12 protein-coding genes are annotated in these 13268 nt (G+C 65.7%); 7 read left to right on the top strand and 5 right to left on the bottom strand.

Going from position 1 to position 13268, the window contains the following annotated elements; all coding sequences use genetic code 11:
• Positions 1-116 precede the first annotated feature (116 nt).
• On the top strand, positions 117-545 hold the full coding sequence (locus tag AC5RTE_RS00470) for an OsmC family protein (RefSeq protein WP_494039461.1): 429 nt from the start codon (positions 117-119) through the stop codon (positions 543-545).
• Between the two features lie 87 nt (positions 546-632).
• Here the strand turns inward: AC5RTE_RS00470 and AC5RTE_RS00465 are convergent, their stop codons facing one another.
• A complete protein-coding gene (locus AC5RTE_RS00465) occupies positions 633-4145 on the bottom strand; it encodes a S41 family peptidase (protein ID WP_494039460.1) in 3513 nt (1170 codons plus the stop codon).
• A 76-nt stretch (positions 4146-4221) separates the two neighbouring features.
• Here AC5RTE_RS00465 and AC5RTE_RS00460 point away from each other — a divergent pair, with 76 nt between their 5' ends.
• Positions 4222-5115, top strand: coding sequence for a TIGR01777 family oxidoreductase (locus AC5RTE_RS00460; RefSeq protein WP_494039459.1), 894 nt, complete (start codon positions 4222-4224; stop codon positions 5113-5115).
• A gap of 25 nt (positions 5116-5140) precedes the next feature.
• Here the strand turns inward: AC5RTE_RS00460 and AC5RTE_RS00455 are convergent, their stop codons facing one another.
• Positions 5141-6802 (bottom strand): serine/threonine-protein kinase, encoded by a 1662-nt coding sequence (locus tag AC5RTE_RS00455; RefSeq protein ID WP_494039458.1) that lies wholly within the window; start codon positions 6800-6802, stop codon positions 5141-5143.
• Between the two features lie 138 nt (positions 6803-6940).
• On the opposite strand from AC5RTE_RS00455, the gene lipB reads away from it, so the two are divergent.
• From lipB to AC5RTE_RS00435, 4 genes are all read left to right on the top strand, one after another.
• Positions 6941-7609, top strand: a complete 669-nt coding sequence (gene lipB, locus AC5RTE_RS00450; protein ID WP_494039457.1) for a lipoyl(octanoyl) transferase LipB — start codon at positions 6941-6943, stop codon at positions 7607-7609.
• Entirely contained in the window at positions 7606-8613 is a 1008-nt protein-coding gene (gene lipA, locus AC5RTE_RS00445; RefSeq protein ID WP_494039456.1) for a lipoyl synthase, read from the top strand. Before lipB ends, lipA begins: the two co-directional genes overlap by 4 nt.
• An 86-nt stretch (positions 8614-8699) precedes the next feature.
• Positions 8700-9452 carry a DUF4191 domain-containing protein gene (locus AC5RTE_RS00440; RefSeq protein WP_494039455.1) on the top strand — a complete coding sequence of 251 codons (753 nt, stop codon included), beginning with the start codon at positions 8700-8702 and terminating at the stop codon, positions 9450-9452.
• An 81-nt stretch (positions 9453-9533) separates the two neighbouring features.
• Complete coding sequence (locus AC5RTE_RS00435; RefSeq protein WP_494039454.1) at positions 9534-9920, top strand: DUF3817 domain-containing protein; 387 nt, start codon at positions 9534-9536, stop codon at positions 9918-9920.
• An 11-nt stretch (positions 9921-9931) separates the two neighbouring features.
• Here the strand turns inward: AC5RTE_RS00435 and AC5RTE_RS00430 are convergent, their stop codons facing one another.
• On the bottom strand, positions 9932-10369 hold the full coding sequence (locus AC5RTE_RS00430) for an RDD family protein (protein WP_494039453.1): 438 nt from the start codon (positions 10367-10369) through the stop codon (positions 9932-9934).
• Positions 10370-10646: 277 nt separating this feature from the next.
• Here AC5RTE_RS00430 and glnA point away from each other — a divergent pair, with 277 nt between their 5' ends.
• Positions 10647-12071: a type I glutamate--ammonia ligase gene (gene glnA / locus AC5RTE_RS00425; protein ID WP_494039452.1), complete on the top strand. Its 1425-nt coding sequence runs from the start codon at positions 10647-10649 to the stop codon at positions 12069-12071.
• Between the two features lie 115 nt (positions 12072-12186).
• Here glnA and AC5RTE_RS00420 read toward each other — a convergent pair whose 3' ends face one another.
• Positions 12187-12360, bottom strand: coding sequence for a hypothetical protein (locus AC5RTE_RS00420; RefSeq protein ID WP_494039451.1), 174 nt, complete (start codon positions 12358-12360; stop codon positions 12187-12189).
• A 367-nt stretch (positions 12361-12727) separates the two neighbouring features.
• Positions 12728-13261 (bottom strand): GNAT family N-acetyltransferase, encoded by a 534-nt coding sequence (locus AC5RTE_RS00415; RefSeq protein ID WP_494039450.1) that lies wholly within the window; start codon positions 13259-13261, stop codon positions 12728-12730.
• Positions 13262-13268 lie beyond the last annotated feature (7 nt).

Raw genomic sequence — 13268 nt, 5'->3', positions numbered from 1 at the left:
TCATAATCCACCAGAAGCGGACAGCGGGTGCACGCTTCCCGTGAAGTCCCTAGGATGGGAAACGGCGGGGCGGGCACCGGCCTGACCCCGGTTCGAAACAACCTTGAGGAGTGGACATGGCAGCAACACGTTCAGCAAATGCAGTATGGAACGGCAACCTGACGGAGGGTGCCGGAAGCACCAGCCTCGCCACCTCAGGCCTGGGAACGTTCGACGTCACCTGGAAGGCGCGTACCGAGGCGGCCAACGGCAAGACCAGCCCGGAAGAACTGATCGCAGCAGCGCACGCTGCCTGCTTCTCCATGGCTTTCAGCAACGAGCTGGCCAAGGCCGGCCACACCCCGGAGGAAGTACGTACCAAGGCGGACGTGACGTTCGTGCCGGGCACCGGCATCACCGGCAGCCACCTGACCGTCTCCGCCACAGTGCCGGGTATTTCTGAAGACGAATTCCAGAAGATCGCCGGCGAAGCCAAGGTGGGCTGCCCGGTTTCCGGCGCCCTCGCCAGCATCGACATCACCATGGACGCCACCCTGGAGTCCTGATCCGGCCTCTTCGGACAAGAAATATGGCCCTGCCTGGCCGGAGTTCTCTGGCCAGGCAGGGCCCTTTTGTTGTTTGCGGGCCGCCGGCTACCCCTGTTGGCGCGCCGGAAGCGGCGCGGGACGCAGCCGGCGGTACCCCTCCCGGGCAGGCGGGCGGTCGGTAGGAAGCTCCTGAATCATCTCCTTCAGTGCCCCGATGCCGTATTCAAGCTGCGGATCCCGCCCGGCGGCGTAGGCGTGCGGCGGGTAGGTGACCTCGATGTCGGGGTCGACGCCGTAGTTTTCGACGCTCCAGCCCACACCGCCGCCGAACCACGTGGCGTAGCGCGGCTGGGTGACACCCGTGCCGTCGGCCAGGGCGAACCTGTTGTCGATGCCCACCACGCCGCCCCAGGTGCGCGTTCCGATCACGGGTCCGATGCCCCGCAACTTGGAGACCTGGGTGATGATGTCGCCGTCGGATCCGGCAAATTCGTCGGCAAGGATAATGACCGGCCCGCGCGGCGCGTGGTGCGGATACGTGCGGGGCTTTTCGCCCCGCGGCATGCTCCAGCCGGTGACCTTGCGCCCGATCAGTTCGGCCACCAGCTGCGAGGTGTGGCCGCCGCGGTTCCGCCGCACGTCCACAATTAGCCCGTCCAACGCTGTTTCGGTGTCGAGGTCGCGGTGGAGCTGGGCCCAGCCGTTGGCCATCATGTCCGGGATGTGCAGGTAGCCGAAGCTGCCGCCGGAGGCCTCCCGGACGGTCCGCCGGTTGGAGGCAACCCATTCCTGGTACCGCAGGCGTTCCTCGTCCTTGACGGGTACGACGGCCACGCGGCGCTGCCTGCCGGTGCCTCCGGCGTGTGCTGCACCGTTGAGGAGCGTCAGCTCCACGGCCCGGCCCGCCGCGCCCACCAGCTGCATGGCAGGGGTTACGGTTCCGGAGAGAGGAACGCCGTCGATGGCCAGCAGGATGTCACCGGCTTTTGCGCCGACGCCCGGACGTGTCAGGGGCGAGGTGGCCAGGGGGTCCGAGGATTCGCCGGCGAGGATGCGGGTGATTTCCCAGCCGGCGGGCGTGAGCGCGAGGTCAGCCCCGAGGCGGCCCTGCCCGTGGCTGCCGTTCTCCGTGACCGGTGCGGGCCGGACGTACGCGTGGGAGGTTCCCAGTTCGCCGTGAAGTTCCCACAGCAGGTCCACCAGGTCGTCATGGGAGCCCAGGCGGTCCACCAGTGGACGGTAGCGCTTGAGGATGGACTCCCAGTCCTGTCCTGCCATGTCTTCGGTCCAGAAGAAATCTCGCTGCAGCCGCCATGCCTCGTCGAAGGCCTGGCCCCAGACGCTGAGCGGGTCCATCATCACCCGGATCCGGCCAAGGTCCACCTTGACCAGCTCGCCCGAGTCTTCATCAGCCTTCTTGTCGGCCGGGACAACACTGACCTTCTTGTCCGAGATCAGCACAACCTTCGTCCGGTCACCGGAGAGCCGGAAGCTGTCCAGGGACTCCACCAGGGTGGACTGCTTCCGCCGGGCGAGGTCGAACCGGGCAAGGCTGGGACGGGCATCCTTGTCTTCCTGGCTGGCTTTGCCGTCACCGGTGACGCCGGCCAGTGCCCAGTCGAGCCACAGCAGTGCGCCTTCGGTTGCCTTAAGGGACGTGTAGTTGCCCTGGGGCACGGGAACACCGATGACGCGGTGGGCGAGCCCGTCCGCGTCCACGTTGACTTCCGCGGCCGCTGACGCTGCGTCCTGCTTCGGTTCCCCGTCGCCGGTATCTGCCTCGTCCATCGCGTCCTGGTCCACGGAAGGACCAAAGGGCGACGGCGTGTCGGCGGCCAGTGCCACGAGGTAAGGCTTGATGGGGCTCGGGAAGGACAGGTCAAAGGAGTGACCGTCGTACACGGGGTCGAAGCTGCGGTTGGAGAGGAAAGCCAGGAACTTGCCGTCAGGGGTGAAGGCCGGTGACGTGTCGCAGAAGCGGCCATCAGTGACGTCCACCGGGTCGGCCTTGGAATCGGTCACCTTTGCCAGCCGGAGCCGGCTGCGGGAACCGAAGGAGGTTACCGGTTCGGACCAGACCAGCCATTGCGAATCCGCCGACCAGGCCAGGTCAGAGATGGTGCCCTCCCCAATGCTGGCCACGAGTGCCAGTTCTCCGGTCCGGGTGTTGGCCGTGTATACCTCGCCGAAGGACGTGCCCAGGGCAAGCCAGCTGCCGTCCGGGCTCGCCTCCAGCGAGCTGGTGCGGGTGGGGCCGGGGAAGGCGATGCGGGTTGCTGCTGCCGGATCCGGCACTGCGGCGGCTGTGGGTGCATTCTCGGGGGCGACGTCAGCCTGTTGGTCGTCCCTGGCAGGAGCCGGACCGGCTCCTGCCAGGACGGCAGCCCCGGCGGCCGGAACGGGCTGGGGCAAGGCTGCCTCGGCCTCGGCCTTGCCCGGCGTTGAAGGGGAGTCGCTGCCGGGGTCTCCGACAGGCGGCACGGACGTCCCCAGGGCGGCTGCGGCGGCTGCGGCGGCTGTCCCGGGTACCGGGGCGGCGACGTCCTTAATGTACAGCGCCTCAACGCCGTCGTGATCCGCCACGTAGGCCAACCGCCCGTTGCGCAGTGGCCTGGGTAGCCGGGCGCGGACGCCCGGCGAAGCTTCGATGATGCGGGACGGCCCGTCCTTGTGCCGCAGCCAGTGGATGGTGCCGTGCGCTTCGATGGCACTGGCGGCCCCAGTGGCATCCGGGACCGCAGCGCCAAGATGCTTGGTGGTGTTGAGCAGTGTGGGGCGCCGCGACTGGGAGGCGGACCCCAGGCTGATGTCCAGCCGCTCGGCGTCAGCTTCCAAACTGGAAAGCATCCAGAGCTCACCGGCGGATTCGAAAATGACGCGCTTGCCGTCGCTGGCGGCATGCCGGACATAGAAGTCCTCGTGGTCCGTGTGCCTGCGCAGGTCCTTGCCGTTCGGGAGGACTGAGTACAGGTTGCCATAACCTTCATGGTCGGACAGGAACGCGATCCGGCCATCAACCCACATGGGATCGGCAAGGTTTCCGTCAAGCTCCGGCAGCAGCCGTTCAAATTCGCCGTTGCCGTCATTGTCCAGCCAAAGCTTTCCAGCTGTGCCTCCACGGTAGCGCTTCCACCAGGCCGGCTCGCGGGAGAGCACGCTGCCCACCACCACCGGGCGCTCATCCCCCACTTCAGGACCAAAGGCAACAGACTCCACCGGCCCGAACGGCATTTCCTCCGCCCAGCCGCCCTCAAGGGGGACACTGTAGGCGTGCGTGTGCCGGCTCTCAGCCTGGCGGAAGGCGCTGATGACCACCACGGAGCCGTTCGCGGTAAAGCCTTTGACCTTGGTGGTGCTGTGGCCAAAGTACGTGAGCTGCCGGTAGTCGCCGCCGTCCACCGCCGCAGAGACAACTTCCGGCGCCGTTCCCTGTACCACCGTCCACACCAGCCGCTGTCCGTCCGGGGTGAAGCGGGGGTTGCGGGCCGGAAGCTGGAGCGAGGAGACACGCCAGGCGCGGCCGCCGCCCAGAGGCGCAATCCACACGTCGTCCTCGGCCACAAAAGTGACCAGATCGCCGTGCAGGTGCGGGTAACGGAAGTAGCTCGAAGATGTCATCGTTTGATCATAGTCAGCCCCCGGTTAACCCTGTTGGAGGTGCCGCGGGCGCGCCAGCCGTGGTGTGATGGACCCCATGCGCATAGTCATCGCCGGCGCCTCCGGGCTGATCGGAACCCACATGTCAGCGGCCTTCCGCGGTGCCGGCCACGAGGTCGTGTCCCTGGTCAGGCGCGAGCCGGCGTCGGCGATGGAAGTACGGTGGAACCCCGCCGCGGGCGAATTGGAACCGGCGGCGCTTGCCGGTGCGGGGGCCGTCATCAATCTGTCCGGCGCGGGCATCGGGGACAGGCCATGGACACGCAGTCGGGTCAAGGAGCTTTTCAGTTCCCGGGTGGACTCCACACGGACGCTTACACGGGCGATGCGGCAGCTCGACTCACCACCGCCTGTCTTCATCAGCCAGTCCGGGTCGGGTTACTACGGCGATGCCGGGAACACTGTGCTGCGTGAGAATGCTCCCCAGGGAACCGGGGCCCTCGCCAGTATCTGCGGGGAGTGGGAGGCTGCAGCTGCCACCGCTCCGCAGGGTGTCCGCGTAGTGGTTCCGCGGACCGGGGTGGTCCTCAGCCGTTCCGGCGGCGCCCTGGGCAGGTTGCTTCCGCTGATCCGGCTGGGTGTTGGCGGACCCTTCGGCAATGGCCGCCAATACTGGCCCTGGATAACGCTGCCGGATGTCTCGGCAGCTTTCCTCTTCCTGCTGGAATCCCCACTGACCGGTCCGGTCAACCTTTGTGCCCCCGAGGATGCCGACGTGAACGCCCTGGTGGCTGAGCTGGCCAGGGCGCTGCACCGTCCCGCTGCCCTGCGCGCGCCGGCCCCGGTGCTGCGCCTGGTGATGGGCGACTTGGCTGACGAACTGCTCCTCGCCAGCCAGCGCATGGAGCCTGCCCTTTTGTCCTCTGCGGGTTTTTCCTGGCAGCACCCGACTCTCGCCCAGGCCGCGCAGTGGGTGGCGGGCGGAAGGTAGGGGCTCCTTTTGCAGGAGCGCAGGGTCAGCCGGTGCCGGGAAGGATCTCGCTGACCCGCCACCTGCCGTCCACCGAGACCAGCACCACGCGGAGCCGCTGCCCGGCCGCGGCTGCTCCCGTTGCCATCACATCGCCCTGGCCATCCGTTTCCTCATAAGCGGAAGAGGCCGAGGTAACAGCAACTACCGTGCGGGTCCCGTTACCGCCCTCCTCCGCCTGCACCTCTGTCAGCGTGGTGGAAAATCCGGACAGCCTGCGGCCGGATTCCCGCAGCTGTGCGCTGATTCCGAGATCAGCAGCCGCTGCACCCGAGCCATGCTGGTTCACCTCGTCCAGGAGTTCCAGCTGTCCTCCTCTAAAAGCCAGTGATCTCAGAAGCGCGAGGCCCTGGACAGCTACCGCCGGATCCGGGGACGCTGCCTGCTGCCTTGCAGCCTTTACCGCAAGGGCATGCTGGTCCATTTCGGCAGGAGCGGACTCGCCGGCAGCGGCGGTACCCGGGCCGGCGGTCGGAGGCCCCGACAGCGCAACGGGACCGGCGAAGGTGACACCTCCACCGGAGAGCCACCAGGCGGCAGCAACTGCCGCGGCGGCTGCACCGGCAAGAATGCTGCGCCGCAGCTGCCGGCTGCCCCTGGGCTGGGCGTGGCGTCCTGTCCTGAGGGCGTCCGGGGAAACGCGGGGCTTAAGCATCTTCGGCTCGGGAAAGGGCAGCTTTTCCGGGGGAACGAACGGGCGTGCCCACTTTGCCGTCGTAAGCCTTCGCCGCAACCCCCTGATCCTCCCGCCGAGCCGGCTGCCGGGGCTTGCCGGCACATGCAGGCGGGTTACCAGTTCCGGCACAACGGTGGGGTGGACCGCCGGTGCAAGGTCCAGCGGCAGGGGCTCCGCGCTTCGGTAGACCGCCGTGGCCATGGCAGCGGCGGTGGGCCGGAGCCGGCGGTCTTCGTTCAGTCCGGACTCCAAGGCAGCCGCCAGTTCCTGGGGGACCCCGGGAAGCAGGATGGTTAGGGGCGGCCGGTCCGCGGTGCGCTGCGGAGGCCGGCCCGTCAGGCAAAACCAACCCAGGGCGGCAGCAGAATAGACGTCGCGTTCAGGTTGCAGCCCGGCACGCACTGCGTCCACCGGCGCCGGGTCCATGAATCCCGGGGTGCCCGCACCGGCCCCAGGGGCAGGATCGCCCAGCATCCGGGCAATGCCGACATCGGAAAGCATCGGCTTACCCTGGCCCGTGAACAGCACGTTGCCCGGGGAGACGTCCGCGTGCGTGAACCCCTTGCCGTGCAGATACGCCAGGACCTGGAAAATGGGCGTCAGCACCGTCACCGTTTCCCCCACAGTCAGCTTCCCCCTGGCAGCTACCAGGCTGGCCAGGGACCCGCCGGGCGCATAATCCATGATGAGTGCGGCACGGCCTTCCACGCCGCTTGCCAGCGGCACCGTGTCATGGGCTTTGATGAGATGCGGGTGATCGAGGACCGACAGGATGCGGATCTCCCGGCGGATCACTTCTTCAGTCATCGCTGCACCGCGCGAAGACCTGCGGGCCGGCGGGCGGAAGCACTTGAGGGCGAACTCCCGGCCGCTGCGTTCCTCCCTTGCCAGCCATACCGAGGCACTGCCGCCGCGTCCCAGCAGCCGTCCTATGGCGTAGCCGGACACCGTCATCCCCTGAAGATCTTCCATGCCCCATGTCTAGTCGAATCCAACTTTGCGTGCAGAAGTTATCCACAGGCTTCGGACAGAGGCGCACGGCTCGCGCACGCACGGTGAGCTTAAGCACTAAACCCGGCCTGTGGCCGCCCAAGGTCTAAGCTGGATGCCATGACTCTTGAGTTTTCACAGCTGGGTCTTGCTCCGGACTACGTCGACTACACCCGCGGTTGGGCCATTCAGAGTGAACTCCATGACAGCGTCGTCGCCGGAAAGGCCCCGAGCACTGTCCTTTTCCTTGAACACGCCCCCGTGTACACGGCGGGCAAACGAACTGAGGACCACGAACGCCCTTTCGACGGCACGCCGGTGGTTCCGGTGGACCGCGGCGGCAAACTGACCTGGCACGGACCCGGCCAGCTGGTGGGTTATCCCATAATCAAACTGAAGAATCGGGCAGGGATTCGCGACTACGTTGAACGCCTCGAGTCAGTCATTATCACCGTCCTCGGGGACTACGGCATAGCGGCTGTGCGGATCGCGGGCCGGGCAGGGGTATGGATCGAAGCGGACGGGAAAGGTCCGGACAGGAAGATCGCCGCTATCGGCATCCGTGTTCATGAGGGCGTCACCATGCACGGGTTTGCCATCAACTGCAACAACGACCTCGCCCCGTACACGCAGATCATTGCCTGCGGTATTACTGACGCCGGGGTCACAACCATCGCCCAGGAAACCGGTTATGACGTCGCCCCTGCTGACCTCGTTTCCAGAATCACCGAAGAACTGCGCAAGAATGAAGACGCCCTGGTCGCTACCCACGAAGGAGCTCTACTGTGACATTGGCACCTGAAGGCCGGAAGATGCTGCGGATCGAGCAGCGCAACTCGGCTGTCCCGGTGGAGCGGAAGCCGGAGTGGATCAAGGCCAAGGTCCAGATGGGCCCGGAGTTCGTGGGCCTGAAGAACCTGGTCAAGAAGGAAGGCCTGCACACGGTGTGCGAGGAGGCCGGCTGCCCCAACATCTTTGAGTGCTGGGAGGACAAGGAAGCCACGTTCCTGATCGGCGGGTCCGAATGCACCCGGCGGTGTGATTTCTGCCAGATCGATACCGGCAAACCGTCACCGGTGGACCGGTTCGAACCCACCAAGGTCGCCCGGTCCGTGCAGTCAATGCAGCTGCGCTACGCCACCGTCACCGGCGTGGCCCGCGATGACCTCGAGGACGAGGGAGTGTGGCTGTACGCCGAAACGGTCCGCAAGATCCACGAGCTGAACCCCGGCACCGGCGTTGAACTGCTGATCCCGGACTTCTCCGGCAAGCCCGAGCACATCGCTGCGATCTGCGATTCCCGGCCCGAGGTGTTCGCGCACAACGTCGAGACCGTGCCGCGGATTTTCAAGCGGATCCGGCCCGCGTTCCGCTACGAGCGGTCTCTTGATGTGATCACGCAGGGCCGGAAGCTGGGCATGGTGACAAAGTCCAACCTGATCCTGGGCATGGGCGAAACCCGCGAGGAAATCTCCGAAGCCCTCCGGGACCTGCACGAGGCCGGTTGTGACCTGATCACCATCACCCAGTACCTGCGCCCGAGTGAGCGGCACCTGCCGGTGGACCGCTGGGTCAAGCCGCAGGAATTCGTGGACCTCCAGGACGAGGCCGCCGAGATCGGCTTCCTCGGCGTCATGTCCGGGCCGCTGGTCCGGTCCTCCTACCGGGCCGGCCGGCTCTGGGCCACCGCGATGCGGAAGAAAGGCTGGGAAATCCCCGCCGAACTGGCCCACATCGAGTCCTCCGGCACCACCCGCCAGGAAGCCAGCTCACTGCTCGCAGCGCATTCCTGACCCTCTAAACGCGTCTCCCCGAAGGGCCGGCACCGGAGAACTCCGGTGCCGGCCCTTCGGCTTTGGTCACGTAGAATTGAGGCACTATGGCGAAATCCCCTGATTCCAGCAACCCCACTCCTGCGGGCTCAAGCGCAGTGAAACGTGGCTTCTTCTCCCGCAAGCCGAAAGAAGCAAAGGTCAAGAAACCAAGCCGGCTAAAGCAGATCGGTGAGGTCTTCAACATGACCCGCCGCCACGACCCCATGGTTCCGTGGCTTATGCTGCTGGTTTTCCTCGGCGTTGTTGCTGTCAGCTTCCTCGTGGGCTTCTGGCTGGACAACTGGATCACCGGCTTGATCATCGGCATCCCGCTGGGCCTGCTGGGCGCCACGCTGATTCTCTCCCGCCGCGCCGAACGCGCGGCCTTCGCCCAGATTGAAAACCAGCCCGGCGCGTCGGGCGCTGCACTGGGAACCCTGCGGCGCGGCTGGATCACCGAGGAACAGCCCGTCGCCGTCAACCCCCGCACGCAGGACGCCGTGTTCCGCGCCATCGGACGCCCCGGCGTCGTGCTGGTCAGCGAAGGTCCCACGCACCGGGTAAAGCCCCTGCTGGAGGCAGAGCGCAAGCGCCTTGCGAGGATCCTGCCCAACGTCACCGTGCACGTCATCGAAAGCGGCCGCGGCGAAGGCCAGGTTCCCATCAGCCAGGTGGCCAAGAAGATGGGCAAGCTCAAGAAGGAACTGACCAAGCTTGAGGTCAACGCCGTATCCAAGCGCATTGCTTCGCTGGGCAACAAGCTCCCCATCCCCAAGGGAATTGACCCCTACAAAGCCCGTCCCAACCGCGGACGCTGAAGCAAGCGCCCCGGTTCCGGCACCTGCCGGAACCGGGGCAATTTTTTGACCGGCCAGTGCCCAACGACAGGACAGAACACAGTGGAACAGGACCAGCTGCAACAGGACCAGGTGCAATCCCCCGTGAGGAACGCCGTCCTCCGCGCTTTCCGCATTCTCGCGATCGCCGAAGCATTCAGCTGGGCGGCGCTGCTCGCCGGCATGTACTTCAAGTGGATTGCGCGAACCACGGAGGTTGGTGTGCAGGTAGCAGGGCCCATCCACGGTGCGTTGTTTGTGGGTTACGGGATTGCGGCCCTGATGCTCTGGCGGCTGCAGCGCTGGCCGTTCCCGGTGGCCCTGTTTGCCGGCCTTTCCGCAATCTTCCCGTTTGCCACGCTCTGGTTCGAGCGATGGGCGGGCAAACGCGGATACCTTGCCGCTGCGGCCGCAAGTGCTCCCGCAGCGAAGGAAGCAAGCCGCGTCTGAACACGCTGCTTCTAGCGGCGCAGGAGCAGCGTGTTCATAGCCTTGTCGTGGAGGCCGCGGTGGTCCGGGTCGAAGATAACGGCGGGAACCACCAGGCAGAGCAGCACCGACCTCACCAGCGCAGCGAGCGGTCCGGGGGCTCCTCCGCCGGCCTTCAGCACGTGGATGCCGGCCACGCGGTGGCCGATGCTGTAACCCAGCGTTCCCACCAGGAGGATTTGTTCGACGGCGAAAATCGCCAGGGTGGCCCACGCGTCGCCGGCAAAGGCGTAGTTGCTGATCAGCAACGCGACGCCCCAGTCGATCATAATGGCGATGATCCGGCGCCCGGCGCGGGCAATGGAACCCGGTCCGGACTCCGGCAACCCAAGCCTTTCACCGGGATACTTCGAGATGCCCGAGGTGTCAGGGCCGGTGAGCCAGGAGCCAATGTCTTTGCGATCTACCACCGTCCAAGTTTACCCGGGCAGGCGCAGCCCAGAGTGTGGAAGCAGTTAGACCACAGTGTGGACTGCCGATAGCGTAGCCCTAACAGGGCATTCTGTAACCTGCCCGAAACAATGTGGACACGGACGGGAAATGCCGCGTCCATAGGCTGTTAGCAGTTTCAAGCAAATCCCCCGGCAGGTGCTCAGAGCAGGGAAACCTTGTGTTTTCCCTGCCTTCGGATTGCGCTGGATCAGATGGCTTTCACGCCAGATATTTACATATGCGTTAGGAGCATAGATGTTCACCACTGCGGACGAAGTCCTCAAGTTCATCAAGGACGAAGATATTAAGTTCGTCGATATCCGCTTCACGGATCTGCCGGGTGTCCAGCAGCACTTCAACGTGCCGGCCAAGAGCGTTGACGCCGACTTCTTCATCAACGGCCAGCTCTTCGACGGATCCTCCATCCGCGGCTTCCAGGGCATCGCCGAATCCGACATGCAGCTGATTCCGGACGTCACCACCGCGTTCCTGGACACCTTCCGCATGGAAAAGACCCTCGCGCTGAACTTCTCGATCGTCAACCCGCGCACGGGCGATCCTTACCACCGCGATCCCCGCGGCGTGGCTGAAAAAGCCGAGGCCTACCTCGCCTCCACCGGCATCGCCGACACCGCTTTCTTCGCACCCGAAGCTGAGTTCTTCGTCTTTGACAACGTCCAGTACCAGTCCTCCCCGCAGGGCAGCTTCTACAAGATCGATTCCGAGGAAGCCCACTGGAACACCGGCCGCGAGGAAGAAGGCGGAAACCTCGGCTACAAGACCCCCGTCAAGGGCGGTTACTTCCCGGTCTCCCCCACGGACAAGCAGGCCGACCTGCGCGATGCCATGTGTGTCGCCCTGGACGAAGCCGGCCTTGAGGTTGAACGCAGCCACCACGAAGTTGGTTCCGCCGGCCAGGCTGAGATCAACTACAAGTTCACCACCCTGACCCACGCTGCCGATGACCTGCAGAAGTTCAAGTACGTCATCAAGAACACCGCGGACGCCTGGGGCAAGTCGGTCACCTTCATGCCCAAGCCGGTCTTCGGTGACAACGGCTCCGGCATGCACTGCCACCAGTCGCTGTGGAACGGTGGCGAGCCGCTGTTCTACGACGAGAAGGGCTACGCCGGCCTGTCCGACACCGCCCGCTGGTACATCGGTGGCCTGCTCAAGCACGCTTCCGCCGTCCTGGCCTTCACCAACCCGACGGTGAACTCCTACCGCCGCCTGGTTAAGGGCTTCGAGGCTCCGGTCAACATGGTTTACTCCCAGGGCAACCGCTCCGCCGGTATCCGTATCCCCATCACGGGCAGCAACCCCAAGGCCAAGCGCATCGAGTTCCGCGCACCGGACCCCTCCTCCAACCCGTACCTGGCATTCGCTGCCCAGCTGATGGCCGGCATCGACGGCATCCGCAACCGCATCGAACCGCCGGCACCGATCGACAAGGACCTCTACGAGCTCCCTGCCGAAGAAGCCAAGGACATCCCCAAGGCTCCGGGCACCCTCGAAGAAGCCCTCGAGGCCCTGGCCGAGGACAACGAGTTCCTGCAGGCCGGCGGGGTGTTCACCCAGGACCTGATCGACACCTGGATCGAGTACAAGTACGAAAACGAGATCCGTCCGCTGTCGCTGCGCCCGAACCCCTACGAGTTCGAGCTCTACTACGGCGTCTAGCTGGATCAAGCGGGTGAAGCGGGCATAGTCCGCAGGCAGTCCGCTGGAATGGAATTACTGCAAGGGCCGGTCCCCACGGGACCGGCCCTTGCAGTTCCCGGGCGAAAATGATCCGTCAGCCGGCAAGCGCGCCGGTCCCGAACCAGCCGGGATCGGCAATTTTGTCAGCGGCCATCCCGGCAGGATCCGCCGGCCCTCCCGCCGCGGAACATTGTTCACAGCGGCCAACGAACTGATGCGGGCAATCCATCGGATCCAGCCCGTCCTCGGTGTGTACTGTGATTCGCATGGCACCTGCCGCTTTCTGGGCCGGCACGCCGGCTTCCCCGTTCAGCAATCCTGGTGCCGGCGGAGGCTGGAGGGGCTACCGAACTTCCAACCTGCCGGCACTCATATCTAACCGTTCCCGACGGTTCCGAACACCAGTAGGCTGTACTCGCCTTTTGCAGGGGCGCCTACGCGTGCCCCGGCCCGGCCACCGGCGGCTGTAGGTGGGGATCCAGCTCCAGACGTGCTGAGACCGGGAGCCGGATCCCCTGACAAGTGCCCCCCGAGACGAAGACTGTGGAAGCCTTCCCCCCAACAAGGTTTGAAGAACACCGCCAATCCACATAATCAAGCAATCCGGGGCTGAGCGCAATGCCGGACCGCCTGGCCTATGCCCGGCCGGACCGGCCGAAGCTCCTGAACATGATGCGCTGGGGTCCTGCTGAGCCCCCGGAGTACTGCCCGCGGTCTTCGAATCCAGCCTTGCGGTAGGCGGACAGTCCCGCCGGGTTCGCCTCGTTGACGGAAAGAACGACGCCGGTCTCACCAGTCCCGTGCCGGTCGCTGAGTTTTGCCGCGGCCGCCACGGCGGCGGCAGCACCCAGCGGACCGAGCCCCTTGCCCTGTTGCCGCCGGTCTATCAGGAAACCCCGCAGCAACCAGGCTGAATCGTCGTCCCGCCAACCCGCAAGCCGGGCTGCCCCGGCCTGCAGGGTGAGGACGCCCACGGCGAGGCCGAGGGACTCTATGACGTACGGACGCCGGGACTCCTCGGCCAGCCCTGCAAGGGCCATCCTGAGCGGATCGCCCACGAACCGCTCCTGGCCCGGCGCAAGTTGCAGTTCCGCCACTGCGCCGAGCTGAATGGCGCGGGCGTCGTCGTCGAGGTCCCGCAGCGGGATCAGCCACACACCGGCATTCACAACCTTC

It is taken from the genome of Arthrobacter sp. K41 (assembly GCF_059089645.1).
This window is presented reverse-complemented; position numbering and strand designations above follow the sequence as displayed.

Coding starts and splice junctions, on each gene's coding strand:
- AC5RTE_RS00470 (WP_494039461.1), top strand. CDS start 117: ATGGCAGCAACACGTTCAGCAAATGCAGTATGGAACGGCAACCTGACG.
- AC5RTE_RS00465 (WP_494039460.1), bottom strand. CDS start 4,145: ATGACATCTTCGAGCTACTTCCGTTACCCGCACCTGCACGGCGATCTG.
- AC5RTE_RS00460 (WP_494039459.1), top strand. CDS start 4,222: ATGCGCATAGTCATCGCCGGCGCCTCCGGGCTGATCGGAACCCACATG.
- AC5RTE_RS00455 (WP_494039458.1), bottom strand. CDS start 6,802: ATGGAAGATCTTCAGGGGATGACGGTGTCCGGCTACGCCATAGGACGG.
- lipB (WP_494039457.1), top strand. CDS start 6,941: ATGACTCTTGAGTTTTCACAGCTGGGTCTTGCTCCGGACTACGTCGAC.
- AC5RTE_RS00440 (WP_494039455.1), top strand. CDS start 8,700: ATGGCGAAATCCCCTGATTCCAGCAACCCCACTCCTGCGGGCTCAAGC.
- glnA (WP_494039452.1), top strand. CDS start 10,647: ATGTTCACCACTGCGGACGAAGTCCTCAAGTTCATCAAGGACGAAGAT.
- AC5RTE_RS00420 (WP_494039451.1), bottom strand. CDS start 12,360: ATGCGAATCACAGTACACACCGAGGACGGGCTGGATCCGATGGATTGC.